Annotated in this window: 10 protein-coding genes; 7 read left to right on the top strand and 3 right to left on the bottom strand. The window is 51.2% G+C overall.

Translation table 11 applies throughout. From position 1 onward, the window contains the following. Window position 1 precedes the first annotated feature (1 nt). Together AJE_RS04045 and AJE_RS04040 are read left to right on the top strand one after the other, a co-directional pair. Window positions 2-1,612, top strand: coding sequence for a Na/Pi cotransporter family protein (locus AJE_RS04045; RefSeq protein ID WP_008949788.1), 1,611 nt, complete (start codon window positions 2-4; stop codon window positions 1,610-1,612). Then, complete coding sequence (locus AJE_RS04040) at window positions 1,602-3,008, top strand: MBL fold metallo-hydrolase RNA specificity domain-containing protein (protein WP_008949787.1); 1,407 nt, start codon at window positions 1,602-1,604, stop codon at window positions 3,006-3,008. The genes AJE_RS04045 and AJE_RS04040 overlap by 11 nt, the downstream gene beginning before the upstream one ends. A 62-nt stretch (window positions 3,009-3,070) precedes the next feature. Here the strand turns inward: AJE_RS04040 and AJE_RS04035 are convergent, their stop codons facing one another. Both AJE_RS04035 and AJE_RS04030 read right to left on the bottom strand, forming a co-directional pair. After that, the gene (locus AJE_RS04035; protein WP_008949786.1) at window positions 3,071-4,222 is read right to left on the bottom strand and encodes a chorismate mutase; all 1,152 of its coding nucleotides are present in this window, start codon (window positions 4,220-4,222) and stop codon (window positions 3,071-3,073) included. A 182-nt stretch (window positions 4,223-4,404) separates the two neighbouring features. Next, on the bottom strand, window positions 4,405-6,753 hold the full coding sequence (locus AJE_RS04030) for a penicillin acylase family protein (RefSeq protein WP_008949785.1): 2,349 nt from the start codon (window positions 6,751-6,753) through the stop codon (window positions 4,405-4,407). A 55-nt stretch (window positions 6,754-6,808) separates the two neighbouring features. Between AJE_RS04030 and AJE_RS04025 the strand changes: the two genes are divergently transcribed. After that, the gene (locus tag AJE_RS04025; protein WP_008609846.1) at window positions 6,809-7,462 is read left to right on the top strand and encodes a cytochrome b/b6 domain-containing protein; all 654 of its coding nucleotides are present in this window, start codon (window positions 6,809-6,811) and stop codon (window positions 7,460-7,462) included. Window positions 7,463-7,525: 63 nt separating this feature from the next. On the opposite strand, the gene AJE_RS04020 is transcribed toward AJE_RS04025, so the two are convergent. Beyond that, on the bottom strand, window positions 7,526-7,981 hold the full coding sequence (locus tag AJE_RS04020) for a c-type cytochrome (protein WP_008949784.1): 456 nt from the start codon (window positions 7,979-7,981) through the stop codon (window positions 7,526-7,528). Between the two features lie 111 nt (window positions 7,982-8,092). On the opposite strand from AJE_RS04020, the gene AJE_RS18725 reads away from it, so the two are divergent. Genes AJE_RS18725 through AJE_RS04005 form a run of 4 tightly spaced genes read left to right on the top strand, consistent with a single transcriptional unit; the run spans window position 8,093 to window position 15,527 of the window. Continuing rightward, window positions 8,093-9,238 carry a cache domain-containing protein gene (locus AJE_RS18725; RefSeq protein ID WP_237709295.1) on the top strand — a complete coding sequence of 382 codons (1,146 nt, stop codon included), beginning with the start codon at window positions 8,093-8,095 and terminating at the stop codon, window positions 9,236-9,238. Next, on the top strand, window positions 9,189-11,069 hold the full coding sequence (locus AJE_RS18720; protein WP_237709294.1) for a putative bifunctional diguanylate cyclase/phosphodiesterase: 1,881 nt from the start codon (window positions 9,189-9,191) through the stop codon (window positions 11,067-11,069). The genes AJE_RS18725 and AJE_RS18720 overlap by 50 nt, the downstream gene beginning before the upstream one ends. A 25-nt stretch (window positions 11,070-11,094) precedes the next feature. Beyond that, on the top strand, window positions 11,095-14,214 hold the full coding sequence (locus tag AJE_RS04010) for an amidohydrolase family protein (RefSeq protein WP_008949783.1): 3,120 nt from the start codon (window positions 11,095-11,097) through the stop codon (window positions 14,212-14,214). Beyond that, on the top strand, window positions 14,214-15,527 hold the full coding sequence (locus AJE_RS04005; RefSeq protein ID WP_008949782.1) for an amidohydrolase family protein: 1,314 nt from the start codon (window positions 14,214-14,216) through the stop codon (window positions 15,525-15,527). The genes AJE_RS04010 and AJE_RS04005 overlap by 1 nt, the downstream gene beginning before the upstream one ends. The last annotated feature ends 18 nt before the right edge of the window (window positions 15,528-15,545 follow it).

The following is a 15,545-nucleotide window of genomic DNA, read 5'->3' as shown; positions in this document are numbered from 1 at the left end:
TATGCTATCAGATATTTTAATTGGTTTGGGTGCGCTCGGGTTAATCCTGCTGGGTATGGACTGGCTGAGTAAGGGGCTAAAAGCTGCAGCCGGTCGCTCCCTGATGCAATTCCTCGAACGCAGCACCCAAAAATCCTGGCAGGGTTTGCTCTTTGGTACGGCCGCCACCGTCGCCGTGCAATCCTCAACCGTAATTACTGTTACCACCATCGGCTTTGTAAATGCTGGTATCTTGTCGCTGCAAAATGCTGCTTTTGTCATTTATGGCAGTAATGTCGGGACCTCTCTGACCGGTTGGTTTGTGGCGTTAGTCGGCATGCAATTTAAAATTGATGCGCTGGCGATGCCGCTGATCGGCGTGGGGGCCTTATTAAAACTCTTCGCAAAATCGGCACGACGGCAAGGTTTTGGCGAAGCCTTGGTTGGTTTTGGTTTATTTTTTCTGGGACTGGCGTACTTAAAAGACAGTTTCGATACCGTCTTTGTCGATATTGAGTTTTCTCTGCTCAGCGAGCTTGGTGTCTGGGGCCTGTTACTTGGGGTGTTAATTGGCACCTTGCTGACGGTGGTGATGCAGGCTTCAATTGCTGTATTGGCGTTGGTCATTACCGCGACCTCAACTGGTGTTATTCCTTTATCAGTGGCGGCTGCCTTTGTGATAGGGGCAAATTTAGGTACTACTTCTTCCACCGCCATTATCTCGACCTTAGCTGCGACGGCAAAAGCCAAGCGGTTAGCCATGTTACATGTGATCTTTAACGTGGTAACCGGGATCGCCGCTATCATTATTCTGACTCCCTTGCTGTGGTTAATCAGCTTGCTACAGGGCGCGCTGTTTCACGACCCGAATCCGGCGCTTAGCTTGGCGCTGTTTCATACCTTATTTAATATTCTGGGCGTACTTCTGATGTGGCCGCTGACCAGCAGGTTGGTATTGTTCTTAAATAGCCGCTTTCGGGCACAAAAAGCCGGCCAATTACGAGTGTTGGATGCCTCCAGCCTGAGTATTCCGGCAGTAGCCATTAAGACCCTGAGTATGGAGAGTTTAAGGGTTGGGCAATTGATAAGCGGTCAGGCTTTGCTGTTAAGTCAGGGCAAGACATTATCAAGCCAGAGTATTGAGCATATCCGGCAGCTACAAAGTGAGATCAGCCACTATTTAACCTTGTTGGGCAAAAGCCAGCTGGCAGAGCAGGAATCGCAGGCATTAAACGAACTAATCAAAAATCAGCTAAGGTTAGAAATGACATTACAGTTACTACCTGAGCTCGCAGAGCAGGCTGAGCGCGACCCAAAAGCCTTTGTGCCAGAACAGACTTTATGGCAACAACTCAGTTCGGCACATTGGCCGGATGATGCCCAGCAGATCCGTAGCTGTTATCGTGATTTGATGCGGCAACGGCAAAAATTGAAAGAACAGCTGTATCTGCTGGTGCTGACCGAACGTTTAAGTAATGACTCCGGCGGCGATCAGCTGTTGCGTTTTGCCGAGCTGCGTCGTTTTAACCAACAATTAACCCGGGCTATGCTGGCACTTGCCAAATTGCATGGACCCCAACAAGCACCGCAAACTAGCGCGGTGAACCATGAGGAAATTAACCATGCCAGTTAATGCCAGTTTAACCTTTATCGGCGCCGCCAGGCAGGTCACCGGTTCCTGTTATCTGATAAAAATCAATCAACAACAGTTTTTACTTGATTGTGGCATGGTGCAGGGCGCGGATCAGGTCAGAGAATGGCATAAATTCCGCTTCCCATTTAAACCAAAAGATATTGATGCCGTTATTCTGTCGCATGCACATATTGATCATAGTGGCTTATTGCCTTTGCTGGTGGCAAAAGGCTTTGGCGGCAATATTTACTGTACCCCGGGCACCGCCGAACTGTTACCGGTGCTGTTAAAGGACTCCGTCAATCTGTATTTAAAAGATCTGGAATGGCAAAACCGTAAAGCCGCCCGTGCCGGTAAGAAAATCTATGAGCCGGTGATGTCGCTGCAGGATGCTGAACGGGTGAGTGACTTAGTGCGGGTGCTGGGCTATAACAAAAGGGCCTTTCCGCTGCAGGGCGTTGAGCTGGAGTTTGCTGATGCCGGCCATATTCTGGGGTCGGCCATAGTGCAGCTCTGGCTAAAGGGTAAGCAGGCGATGAAAAAACTGGTGTTCTCCGGTGATTTGGGGAATCCCGCGACTGTACTGCTGCCGGCACCAACCGAGATTGACCAGGCCGATATTGTGCTGATGGAAAGTACCTATGGCAATCGTAACCATCAACCGCTGGATAATACCATCGAGGAGTTTGCGACAGCGTTAGAACAAGCCTATAACGATGGCGGCAATGTGTTTATTCCGGCCTTTGCCCTGGGGCGCTCGCAGGAAATTCTGTATTACCTGGCGCTATTACACCGCCAGGGGCGGCTAAAGCAGCGCTTGGTATTTCTGGATAGCCCCATGGCTATCAGTATTACCAAAATTTACAGTGAGTATCTGCACCGGCTGGAGCAGGCAGATCTGGACAAAATCGGTTATAAGAAGGGCATGACACTGGAGCAGCTGTTGCCGATGCTAAAGGTGTCAGAAACCGTTGAGGATTCCACTGCAATCAACAGAGTTACTCATGGCGCTATTATTATAGCTGGCAGCGGCATGTGTAATGGTGGTCGCATTGTGCACCATTTGAAACATAATTTATGGAAAAACACTAACCATCTCATCTTTGTTGGTTTTCAGGCCAGAGGCACGCTCGGCCGGCGTTTGGTGGATGGTGAAAAGCGGGTGAAAATTTTCGGTCAGGACACGGTGGTAAAAGCCAAATTGCACACCATTGGCGGCTTTTCTGCGCACGCCGGACAAACTGAGCTAGTACGCTGGGCCACCGCCATTGGTGGCACGCCCGATTTCTATCTGGTGCATGGCGAACCTGAGGCACAGCAGATACTGCAAGAGGTACTGGCAGAGGCCGGTATTAAGGCGCAGATCCCGGAGCAGGGCCAGCAGATCCTGTTCTGATACAGTGAGGGCAGCCTCTGGGCTGCCCTCAATATTATCTATTCAGGCCTGGCTGTTCAGACTTATGCCTGGATCTCAGTTGGCGTGACCTCGTCACTCGGGTAGCAGCCCAGCACTTTGACAAACTTAGTCAGATTGTTCAGTTCTTCCAGCGCGCGGGTCATCGCGTAGTCATTCAGATTGGCGCTGACATCGACATAAAACATCTCTTCCCACGGATTACCCGGAATAGGGCGTGACTCGAGTTTGCTCATACTGATGCCATGTTGTTTCAGTACCAGCAGCGCTTCAACCAGAGCGCCGGGTTGCTGGCCGGTATACATAATAAAGGTGGTTTTGGCCGGGATCGCTTTTGCCACCTGCACCGGTTTGCGGGCGACCACAATAAAGCGGCTGACGTTTTGTTTCTGATTCGCCAGTTCGCGGGTTAATACCTCCAGGCCATAGAGTTTGCCACCTTCCTCGCCGCCAATCGCGATAATAGCAGGGTCCTGTAACGCTTTGACCTTGGCAAAGGCGGCGGATGAACTTTCACAGTATTCAATTTTAACGTTGGTCAGCCCCAGTAAGAACTGGCTACACTGGGCAATTACCTGCGGATGGGAGCAGACCTGGCGTACTTTGCTTAAGTCAGTACCGGGCAGGCCGAGCAAGCAGTGCTCGATCGGATGGGTTAACTCGCCGACTATCGATAAGCGGGTGTGCTGCAATAAGTCATACACCTCGTTAATAGAACCGGATGAGGTATTTTCAATCGGCAATACCGCATAGTCGGCATGGCCGGTTTCCACCGCTTTGACAATGTCATTAAAGCTGTCACAGCCCAGTTCAATAATGCGTTCGGCGCGGCGGGTAAAGTATTTTTGCGTTGCCCAATAGCTGTACGAGCCCTGACCGCCGAGGAAGGCTACCCTTACTGCCGGGGTATGTTCACCATTTAACTGGCCCTGCACCTTAGCTTGTTGCTGCAGCACTGAGTCTTCGATAATGACATGATAAATTCGTGTCACATACTGCGCATCCAGTCCCAGCGGCTTACCTTGCTCAATCAGCGACAGTAATAATTCCTGTTCCCGCTTCTGATCGCGAATGGGCTTGTTCTGCGTTAACTTCGCTTCGGCGACGGCCAATGCCAGCGCACGCCTTTTTGCCAGTAACCCCAATAACTGCTGATCGGTATCGCTGATCGCGGTTCTGATCTGATCTAATTTCATAACGGCCTCTGTACTGATAGCTATTAAAAACGATTCAAAAAAAAACCTCCCGACTTGGGAGGTTTCTGCTTAACGCGCGCGCACGGTCAGCTACCTCCTCGCTAAGGTGGTAAAGCTAAAAAAACCGAGCACAACTGATACTGTTTTCATGCCAGCACCATAATCCGTCTGGATGGCCAAAGTCAAGGGGCCGGCAGCAACTGTTGCTGATATTTTTCCGGCCCCGGTAAAAAGGGTAGCGCTATCGTTGCTTGCCAGTAACGATGATCCGCCCGGTAAAAGGGTGACAGCGGATGCCCGGATTGCCCGGCCGGAATCACCAGAATGCCGTTTTGCTCCTGGCCGGGGGCCACCACCATACGTTGCGATTGACCAAAGGCCGCATGCTGTACCCGCGGCATATGGCTGTCGCCGGCCAGCGGCGTAACGGGCATATTCAGCCAGCGGCCAAGCAATGGTATGGCTGAAGCCAGCGGATGTTCGATGCGCGCACTGTTGCGTTTGCCCCAGTTGGCCTGCTGTAAACTGCCATACTGCGCCAGGATCTTCTGTTGGCTATCCTGAGCGGCGCTTAACAGCAAGTCTTGCCAGCTGCTATAGGACGCCGGTAAGGTGTCCTGACGCTGCTGTTGCCACAGCAGCCAGAACGGGGTTTCCATCGAATATTTTAGATCGCTGCTGCGGGCGCCGGCTTGCTCCAGTAGCGCAGCAATGGGGGCAAAAGTCAGCTCCAGCATGCTAAGCCGGAATTGCCGCAGCAGGGTATAACCTATGGCATCCGGTGCGGCGTAATCTGAGGACTCGGCAATATACTGACGAAAATCGCTTAATCCCGTTTCTGCTGCCAGAGCAGGGCTGAGTTCGGTTAACAGTAGCTGTTGCCAGCGGCTTAACAGCACCGCGCGGTGGTCGAGTTGAATACGGTGCAGAGCATTTTCGTCGGCGTCGCTTAACTGCTGCAGGCTGCTGGCGATCTGATGGCCTCGGGCGCCTAAATCATAGCCGCCATTGCCAATCAGATGATAGGCATCTCCCCCTATGGTTCTGGCATTAGCAGACCAGAGATGGCCAGAGTCCGGGTTAAGGACGCGGGGATAAGCGTCGGCTTGCAGTATCTCTCCCCAAAAATTGCTGCCCTGATGCCAGACCTGAGCGGTGTCCCAGTCGGCGAGCTGACGTTCCGGGATCGGGCCAAACACTGTCCAGCCGATATTGCCGGCGGCATCTGCGACTAACAGATTCTGTGCTGGAATGCCGATAGTCGGTGCCAGTGCTAAGGCCTCGGCTGCGCCAGTGGTGACTTCCAGTTGCCGCAGATTAAAGTTTACCGCATAGGGTTGATGCGCAATCCAGCGCAGCGCATAAGGTTGCTCGTCAGGAAAGGGGAGCAGCGGGCCCCACTCGGTGTAAAGCACCGTTAGCTGCTCAGTCGGGGCATCTTTAATGTGGATCTGCTCCTGATAGTGCTTTACGTCTTGCCAGCCCAGGGGGCTTAGATATTGCTGCTGGTCCTCTGACAAGGTCACTTTGACCAGATCATGCCAGTCTGCGGTGGAATTAGTAAAACCCCAGGCAATATGACCGTTGGAGCCAACGACGATAGCCGGGGTACCGGGTAAGCTCAAACCCGTGACTTGCCGGCTTTGTCCCTGTTGTTGCCAGTTCAGCTGTACCTTGTACCAGATCCCGGGTACCCGCTGTGACAGGTGCATATCATCGGCCAGAATAGCCGCACCGTGCGGGGTGGCGCTGCCTGCTACGGCAAAATTATTGCTGCCAAGGTCAGTGGCATCTTTAATGGCACAATGGCTGCAGCTTAGCTGTTGTCTTAAGATCGCCGGATAAGGGCTATCGGGTACCGGGACGGCGTTAACCCGGCTCTGATCAATGGCTGCTTGCCAGTCGGCACTGTGTTGCTGCAGAAACTGATACCAGTCTGCGGGCAGGGCAGCACTGAGCTTGGTCATCGCATATTCGTCACGCCCTGCCTTGCCCTGTAAATCCAAGTACATGCTATAGATCACCAGTAAGGTATCGGCTTCCAGCCAGGCTTCAGGTTCGGCTTTAAGTAAGCTGTATTCAAAAGGCGGGCGGGCTAAGCTGGCAAGACCTTCATTCACGCCACGGCTATAAGCTGCCAGCAATTGCAATTCGTCTGCCGGTAGTGTGGTTAGCAGTTGCTCAGCGCGACGACGGAATAGGTGGGGTCTTTGCTGTTGGTCCTGAGCCAGTGCACGTAAGCCAAATAACGCAGAGAGCTCTCCGGCGGCGAAACGGCGGCTGACATCCATTTGAAAAAAACGCTCCTGTGCATGGGCAAAGCCTAGCGCGTAGGCGGCATCGGTACGCTCCGTTGCACGGATCACCAGGTAGCCCAGAGCATCGCGTGCCAGGGTAACGGGATCCGCCACTGCCGCCTGATAGCGGCCGTTATAGTCAGGTAAACTGCCCCGTAAAAACAGATACAGGCTGCCGGAACAGACTAAAATCAGCAGTAATAGTAGCGCAAACAGCCAGCTTAATATTTTCATCTTTCTAATCCGCTGGTATAAAATCAAAAGGTTAGCACAACAAAAGGAAAGCTCAATGTTGATCAAGGTACAAGTCTGGGATTTAGCGGTGCGGGTATTCCATTGGTCACAAGTCGTGCTGTTGGCTGGGCTCTGGTATACCGGTAATGAAGGCCTGATGGCGCAGCATCAGCTACTGGCCTATACGCTGGCGGCCTTGCTGATCGCCCGTATTTGCTGGGGCTTTTATGGCAGTGCCAGTGCCCGTTTTAGTCACTTTGTTGCGTCGCCGTTGGCGGCTGTGCGCTATTTACGGCGACCGGTACCGGTACTGGGGCATAATCCGGCGGGAGGCTATATGATCCTGGCATTGATACTGCTGCTGAGTCTGCAATTACTGACCGGTTTGGCGACCTTTGATAATAGCTATATCAGTGATGGCCCGCTGGTACGCTATTTATCAGAAGAATGGGTGTCACTGGCATCAAAAATTCATAAGCTGAATATTGATCTGATCCTACTGTGCGTAGCGGTGCATATTCTGGCCGCACTCTGGCACAGTATTCGCTACGATAACGTGATTTGGGCGATGTTAAGTGGCTACAGTAAAACAGCGAATCGCAATGATGCACCAAAGCTGCGTGCCAGCTGGAGCTACTTTGTGCTGGTAGCGGCCTTGCTGGCGCTGTTTTATTACTGGCAGGGCGCAGTATTACTGCGTTTTATCTAATAATGATTAGTCGACATGGGGCAGTGCCGAGTACTGCCCCTCTTGGTCAGACGTAAACTGCGGTTAATCCGCTTTATATTTGTCGTGACAGGCTTTGCAGTTACGGGCAAAGTCACCAAAGGCTTTGCGAATTTCTGCCTGTTCAGCGGTTTTCGCCGCAGCTAACAGTGCTGCAGCGTCAGCAGCCAGTTTTTCGCCGCGCTCCTGAACTTCCGGCAAGTTGTTCCAGATGGCAGGCTTAACCTTGCCGCCAGCTTCCTGAGCACCGGGTACCGTAAAGCTTTCCCAGGGTAACTGACTCAGTAATGCCAGGGCTTCAGCACGGCGTTGCACCCGTTCTGCATCAAAGGCAACATTACCACGGATCATATCCTGAATATCGCCCATATTATGGCGGATCAACTGGAAACTGGCCTGGCGGTAACTCACAGCGTCTTTGCCGTTGGTAAAGGCGGTGTTGGCAATAGCTGGAATCGCCAACAAACTGCTGAGTAAAGTGGTAATTAGTACTTTGTTCATTTGTATAGTCTCTTCTATTCGATTATCGTAAAACAAGGTAAAGTAAAATACCGTCTCGAGTGTACCTGACTAAGGCACTTGGTCTCACTATAACAGTTGCGAGTCATATAGGTGAAGGATCTTAACCAGCATAAAGTAACAGGGATTAATTCGCTAGGGCTGAAATTTTCTCTGTTAGTATTCTTGGCCGTACTATGCTGTGGTTTGGTCATTACTTACGCCTTTACCTCTTACCATCAAAGTTTGATACTGCAACAACAGCAACAAGCGATCAACAGAACGGCAGAAAACTATCAAAAGCAACTTGATCGCTATTTAAATGAGCTGGAACAAAAAGCTGTTCGGGCGCAGCAGATTCTGGTACGTACCCTAAGCGAGAGTAATGCTAAGCTCTATAGTGTGCAGAGCCCAATAATTACAGGGACGTCAATTCGCTCCATTGATGAATGGTCGGGACTTTACTCTCCAGGCTTTGAAAATAGCGGAAACTTGCGGCGTTCAGTAGCCGCCACAGCGCTTGCATGGCAGCAAATGATGCCATTGTTGCAACAAGATTTTTCGAGTGTACTGTTCTTGGCTTTGGATAATTACGTGCGGGTTGCTCCTGCGGAGTGGGCATTGCACATTAATCCAGACTTCGCGATCCGGGATAATATGCTGTTCCAGCGAGTAACACCAGAAGCCAACCCGGAACGGAAGATCCGTTGGAGCGAACCCTATTATGATGATATCTGGCAGAGTTGGCAGGTATCCATCCTGATACCAGTCTATCAGCAAGATATATTTCTCGGTGTAATGGCATTTAGCCTAAAGTTACATGATTTGCTTGCTAACCGCAGTAATATTGGCTATTGGAGTTCATTTAATCGCAGCATTATGCTCGACAGTCAGGGACGGGTGTTAGATGCCTATCGCTTAGATCGCGAGGCAAGAATGTTAAGCCTGTATCGCGGACCCGTTCCGGCAGATCCAGAGCTAGCGCTGGTGGCGCAAGGTCTACCCAACCGACTTTCAGCTGCAGAATTAATGGATTTAGCACCATCATATTTAACGTCAGTTACAGCCATTCCCAAACTTGACTGGTATCTTGTATTGTTTCAAGAGCGCGATAAATTGCTAAGTATGTTAGGTGCTTACCAATTAAAAGCCCTGTCGCTTACTATCGCGATTGCCTTTTTACTCACGTTGCTTTTTTTTGTACCTGTTAATGCATCAAATACTGTTAAAACGTTTGAAGAGATTATCTTTAGCGGTTGAGCGCTTGGGACATGGGGAACTTCACAGCTATTTCCTTGATTTCAAACCGGATGAGCTGGGGATGTTAAATCGCGCCTTTGTCAGAATGTCTAACGAAATTAATCAGCTGGTGGATGGTTTACAGCTAAAGATTAATGAAAAGGAACAAGCTGAACTGTTAGCCCGGAAGCTGAGTAAAGCAGTATCGTTTTCAAGTTCTGGTATTGCGATAACTAACAAGCATCTGGAAGTTGAGTATGTTAATCCCTATCTGGAGATGATGTTAGAACAGCCCAAGCAAAACTGGCAAGGTACTTTACTGTTTGATTTTTTCATTGCCGATATGCAACCGCTTAGCGATGAAATCTTAAAAGCACTTGAAATGCGTCAACATTGGCATGGTGACTTGTTATTAAAAGTCATACCGCAGGAAGAATCGACTAAATGGGTGTCATTAGCGATTGCGCCCATCCGAGATGAGAAGGCGGAAGTTACACATTATGTTGCTACTTTGCAGGATATCTCTTTCATCAAGCAAAGCCAGAAAAAAATGGAGCAATTGGCCTATTACGATGCATTAACTGGCCTGGCAAATCGCAGTTATTTTCGAGATCAGTTACGCAAAGCGATATCAATGTCGCAACGAGGCTACTACAGTTTTGCGTTGTTATATTTTGATTTAGATGAGTTTAAATTAATTAATGATACTTTAGGTCATGATGCCGGTGATGAGTTACTGATAGAAATTGCCAGAAGGTTAAAAAGCCGATTACGTGATGATGATTTGATTGCTCGTTTGGGGGGGGACGAGTTCGCGGTGATTTTGAGTGATATTAAAGATAAGGTACAAGCGGGGTCCATTGCCTCGAAACTGCAACAGGCATTTTTAAATCCGGTCAGATTAGGTGCGCAGGATGTTTCGATCAGTGCATCAATTGGCATTACGGTCGCGCCAGATGATGCTGTCGATGAGGAGTTATTACTTAAACATGCTGATCTCGCTATGTATGAAGCAAAGGCCCGCGGCAAAAATACTTATCGCTTCTTTTCACCACAGTTAAATGAAGCGGCAAATGAACGTTTATTAATTGAAAGTCAACTTCGTGAAGGGATCCGAGAGCAGCAATTTCTGCTGTATTACCAGCCTAAAATTGATTTAGTTGCCGATATGTTAGTTGGTTACGAGGCCCTGATTCGCTGGTTGCGCCCAGATAATACCCTGGTCCCGCCCAATCGTTTTATTCATATTGCTGAGAGTACCGGCCTGATAGTCCAAATAGGCGAATGGATTATACTAGAGGCGTGCCGCTTTTTAGCCAGACAACATAGCCGTGGATATGCAGTAAGTGTGTCAATAAATTTATCTGCACGACAATTTCATGATGAACAACTGACACAAACAATCGAACAAATTATCCGGCGCACAGGCGTCGATCCAGCTTATTTGGTGTTTGAAATCACAGAGAGTATGTTAATGGGCGACATAGATGCGGCTATTAAACAGCTAAATCAGTTAAAACGTCTCGGTGTCTCTTTATCTATTGACGACTTTGGTACAGGCTATTCCTCGCTTAATTATTTAAAACGCTTTCCGGTTGATGAACTGAAAATTGACCGCTCTTTCGTAAAGGATATTCCTGACGATCAAAACGATATGGATATCGTGGCTGCTATCATCGCTATGGCGCAGAAGATGCAACTGCGGGTGGTGGCGGAAGGGGTAGAGTCAGAAGTTCAGGCCGAGTTTTTAAAGCAAAATGCCTGCTATCTGGTACAGGGCTACTACTACAGTATGCCGCTGGCCGAGCAGGAGTTAAGCCACCTTACTTTTACTATAAATACGCAGGGGTAAACCCCGCTTCACTCAGGAAAACGTTATGATATCAGCTCGCCTGTCTTTGCTGAGCCTGGCATTACTCGGTGGCTATAGTGCTGCCGGTATCGCGGCTCAGACAACACCGCAGCTTGGGATCCGCGATAAAACACCAAATCTGGTCGCGCTGACCAATGCCACTGTGCAAACTGAACCCGGTAAAACCCTAACCGGCGCTACCATCCTGATCCGGGATGGTAAAATTGAGGCCGTCAGTAGTAATGGCCGGGTGCCTGCGGGCTATCAGCAGCGGGATCTCAGCGGTTATACGGTCTATGCCGGCTTTATTGATCCCTATACTCAGTATGGGGTGCCAAAGGCAGGTGAGGGGGAAGGTTTTAGTTTTGGCCGCCGCCCGGTGTATGAAAACGAGCGCCGTGGTGGTAATGCTGCCAATGATGCGATCCATGCGCAGCAGCGCTGGGTAACCCAGTTTAAGCCGGATAGTAAGGCCGCTGCTGACTTTCTGAAACAGGGTATTACCGTGGTACAAAGTGCGCGGCAGGATGGCATTTTCCGCGGTACGGCTTTTGTTGCTTCTTTGGCTGATGATTTACCCAATAATCTGGTACTAAAGGCTGATGCGCAGCATTTTATGGCCTTTAGCAAGGGTAGTTCGAAACAAACCTATCCCTCGTCTTTGATGGGCTCTATTGCGCTGATCCGTCAGACCTTATCCGATGCCAATTGGTATCAGGCGGCGACCTCGCGCGAAGCGACTACTGTCAATGGTCAGCCGCTGGAGTTTAATGCCGCTCTGGCGGGTCTGGCGACGATAAAGCAGCAGGGCGTATTGTTCGATACCAGCGATGAGCGCTCTTTGCTGCGGGCCAGCCGCTTATTAGCCGAATTTGATATCAGCAATGCCTTATTGTTGGGCTCGGGTTATGAGTACAGCCGGCTGGAGCAGATTAAAGCGACCGGCAAGCCGATACTATTACCGCTCAATTTCCCGGCTGCGCCGGATGTCACGACCGCTGAGCAGCGACTGGACGTCAATCTGGCAGATTTACGGCATTGGGAACGGGCACCGGCGAACCCGGCGGTACTGGCTCAAGCGGGTGTGCGCTTCGCCTTTACCAGTCATGGTTTAACAAAGAAAGCCGACTTTATCCCCAATCTGCGTAAAGCGGTGCAGCATGGCCTAAGTCAGCAACAGGCGCTGGCCGCGCTGACCACTGTGCCGGCAGATCTATTGGGATTGGGGCAACAACTCGGTAAGGTGGCGCCGGGCTATCAGGCTGATCTGGTGATCAGCCGCGGTGACCTGTTCGCCGAGGGCGAAATTGTCGCAACCTGGCTGCGCGGGCAGGAAAACCGCTTTGCGCCGGTGCAGCCGCCGGTTTTTGCCGGCAAGTACCAGTTTAATCTCGACGGTCAAAGCATCGATATCACGATCAGCGGCACAGCTCCCAAGCTTGCAGGTGAAGCAGTACTGGGTGAGAAAAAAGCGAAACTGGAGCATCTGCGGGTGCAAGATCAGCGGCTGCAATTTAGTTTGCCGTTAAAAGCCTTAACTGAGCAGGCGATAGTGCTGCAGTTTAATGGTGTTTTAACTGGCGAGCAGTTAAGCGGCTACTGGCTGGATGCCACCGGTAAGCAGCAACCGCTGACACTGCAACGCAGTGCGGTAGAGCCCAAGGCCCCCAAAGCGGCTGCAGAGCCGGCAACGCAAGTCTCCAGACTGACCTATCCAAACCGTGCCTTTGGTCTGAGCGCCTTGCCGGTTGCGGAAAAACTGCATATAAAAAATGCCACTATCTGGACCGCAAGCAGCGCTGGTGTACTGCAAAATACTGACTTGCTGGTCAGTAACGGTAAGTTTGAGAAGATTGGCCAGAATCTGACAACGCCGCGAGGCTACCGTGTCATTGATGCGACCGGACTACATTTAACCCCAGGTATTATCGATGAGCACTCGCATATTGCTACTGAGCAGGGCGTTAACGAAGGTTCGCATGCCAATACTGCTGAAGTGCATCTGGGCGATGTGATTAATCCGGATGATATTAATATCTACCGTGCCCTGGCAGGCGGTGTAACCACGGTACAGGTATTGCACGGTAGTGCTAACCCTATTGGTGGCCGGGCGCAGATTATCAGCTTACGCTGGGGCGCGGATGCCGAGGGCATGAAGTTCCGTAACGCGCCACCGAGCATCAAGTTCGCACTGGGTGAAAACGTGAAACAGTCAAACTGGGGCACGGAATTTAATACCCGTTATCCGCAAAGCCGCATCGGCGTTGAAACCTTTATCCGCGACCAGTTCCAGGCCGCAAAAGAGTATCAGGCTGCCTGGCAGGCTTACAACAAGCTGTCGCGTCGCGAGCAGGGCCGCACCGTGCCACCGCGGCGTGATTATCAGCTGGAAACGCTAGTCGAAATTCTGCAAGGAAAACGCCATATCCATACCCACTCTTATGTTGCCTCAGAAATTCTGATGCTGATGCAAGTTGCCGATGAGATGGGCTTTAAGGTCAATACCTATACCCATATTCTGGAAGGCTATAAGGTGGCCAGTGAGATGCAGGCACACGGTGCCAGCGTGTCAACCTTCGCCGACTGGTGGGGCTTTAAGATGGAAGTGAATGATGCCATCCCAACCAATACCTGTCTGATGCATGAGCAGGGTTTGTTAGTGAGTGTTAACTCTGATGATCCGGGCCTGCTGCGCCGGCTGAATCAGGAAGCGGCCAAGTCGACCATGTACTGCAATATGGATGAGCATGAAGCGTTGAAGATGGTCACTATTAATCCGGCCAAACAGCTGAAGATTGACGACAAAGTCGGGTCTATCGCTGAGGGTATGCAGGCCGACTTTGTGCTGTGGGACCAGCATCCGCTGTCGGTTTACAGTGTGGTACAGCAAACCTGGATTGAAGGCGCTCGCTACTTTGACCGTAATAGCGACTTGGCACAGCGTGAGCAACTGGAAAACGAGCGCCAGCAGCTGATCCAAAAAGTGCTGACCGCCGGTGAATCGGCACGTCAGGGCAGTACTAACAGTTACAAACAGGACGATCCGATCTGGCATTGTGAGGATAACGACGACTGGCTGAAACTGCGTTTTGGTTTTGGCGACCATTTACATAGCCATGGTCATGCCCACGGAGGACAACACTGATGAAACTGATTAAATCCTTACTGGCTGCCGCCTGTGTGCTGGCAGCCGGCAGTGCTGGTGCGGTGAATCCGGTCCCGGGTACGGCACAGACTGAACCCTTGTTACTAAAAAACGCTACTGTGCACTCTGTGGTTGCTGCACCTGCGGTGCAGGATGTGCTGATTCAGGATGGCAAAATTGCTGCCGTCGGTACTAACCTGACGGCACCTGCCAATGCCAGAGTGCAGGATCTTAGCGGCAAGAACCTGTATCCGGGACTGATTGCGCTGATTAATCAACTAGGCTTGATTGAGGTGGAAGCGGTACGGGCTACCCGTGACGATCGGGAAATCAGCGCGACCAATCCGGATCTACGCACTGAAGTGGCCTTTAATGCCGATTCGGTCGTGATCCCAACGATCCGGAGCAATGGTTTTAGTCACAGCCTGATTTACCCGTCCGGCTCGCTGATCACCGGGCGCTCAGCCCTGATGCAACTGGATGGTTGGAACTGGCAGGACGCGCTGGTGCAGTCCAGTGTTGGCTTACATGTCAGTTGGCCGCGGATGGGGATTCAAACCGGCTGGTGGGTGCGTGACAGTGTCGAGCAGCAGCAAAAACGTCAGGCAGAGCAATTGGCAAAGCTGCAGGATTACTTCAGCGCCGCCCATGCCTATTACCTGGCTGAGCAAGCGGGCCTGAATCGTGGTCGGGATTCGCGTTGGCATGCGATGTTAAGCTTCTTCGAAGGCAAATTACCGCTGTTTGTGCATGCTGATGACCCGCGGCAAATGCGCCAGGCGATGCTGTTAGCTCAGCAGTATGGTGTCAAGCTGGTGATTGTTGGTGGGCGCGATAGCTGGCGCATTGCCGATGAGCTGGCGGCGAATAAGGTCGCTGTGATCTATACCGCGCCCTATGGTTTGCCAACCCGTGGCGATGAAGCCTACGATCAGGCCTTTAGTGCGCCGGGCGTGTTAAAACGCGCCGGGGTGCAATTCGCGCTGTCGCTGGATGGTTTCTGGGATACCCGGAACCTGGTATTCGCTGCCGGTCATGTTACCCGCTATGGTCTGGATCAGGCCGAGGCGCTACGTGCCCTGACGCTGGATGCCGCTGCCATTGCCGGCGTTGCCGACCGTTTAGGGTCGATTGAAGTTGGTAAAAGCGCCAGTCTGGTGGTATCCAGCGGTGATATCTTTGATTATCGCGGCCATCAGGTTGAACAGATGTGGATCGACGGCCGTAGTGTGGATTTAGATAACCGGCACAAGCAACTGCATCGGCGCTATCAACAGCGTTATCAGCAGCCAAGCCAAAGCGCCCAGCCCTGAGACCGGCGCTTAAGTTCT

It is taken from the genome of Alishewanella jeotgali KCTC 22429, from assembly GCF_000245735.1.
GTDB lineage: Bacteria > Pseudomonadota > Gammaproteobacteria > Enterobacterales > Alteromonadaceae > Alishewanella > Alishewanella jeotgali.
Note: the sequence above shows the minus strand (reverse complement) of the source record. Positions and strands in the feature narration are given on the sequence as shown.

Coding starts and splice junctions, on each gene's coding strand:
- AJE_RS04045 (WP_008949788.1), top strand. CDS start 2: ATGCTATCAGATATTTTAATTGGTTTGGGTGCGCTCGGGTTAATCCTG.
- AJE_RS04040 (WP_008949787.1), top strand. CDS start 1,602: ATGCCAGTTAATGCCAGTTTAACCTTTATCGGCGCCGCCAGGCAGGTC.
- AJE_RS04035 (WP_008949786.1), bottom strand. CDS start 4,222: ATGAAATTAGATCAGATCAGAACCGCGATCAGCGATACCGATCAGCAG.
- AJE_RS04030 (WP_008949785.1), bottom strand. CDS start 6,753: ATGAAAATATTAAGCTGGCTGTTTGCGCTACTATTACTGCTGATTTTA.
- AJE_RS04025 (WP_008609846.1), top strand. CDS start 6,809: ATGTTGATCAAGGTACAAGTCTGGGATTTAGCGGTGCGGGTATTCCAT.
- AJE_RS04020 (WP_008949784.1), bottom strand. CDS start 7,981: ATGAACAAAGTACTAATTACCACTTTACTCAGCAGTTTGTTGGCGATT.
- AJE_RS18720 (WP_237709294.1), top strand. CDS start 9,189: ATGCATCAAATACTGTTAAAACGTTTGAAGAGATTATCTTTAGCGGTT.
- AJE_RS04010 (WP_008949783.1), top strand. CDS start 11,095: ATGATATCAGCTCGCCTGTCTTTGCTGAGCCTGGCATTACTCGGTGGC.
- AJE_RS04005 (WP_008949782.1), top strand. CDS start 14,214: ATGAAACTGATTAAATCCTTACTGGCTGCCGCCTGTGTGCTGGCAGCC.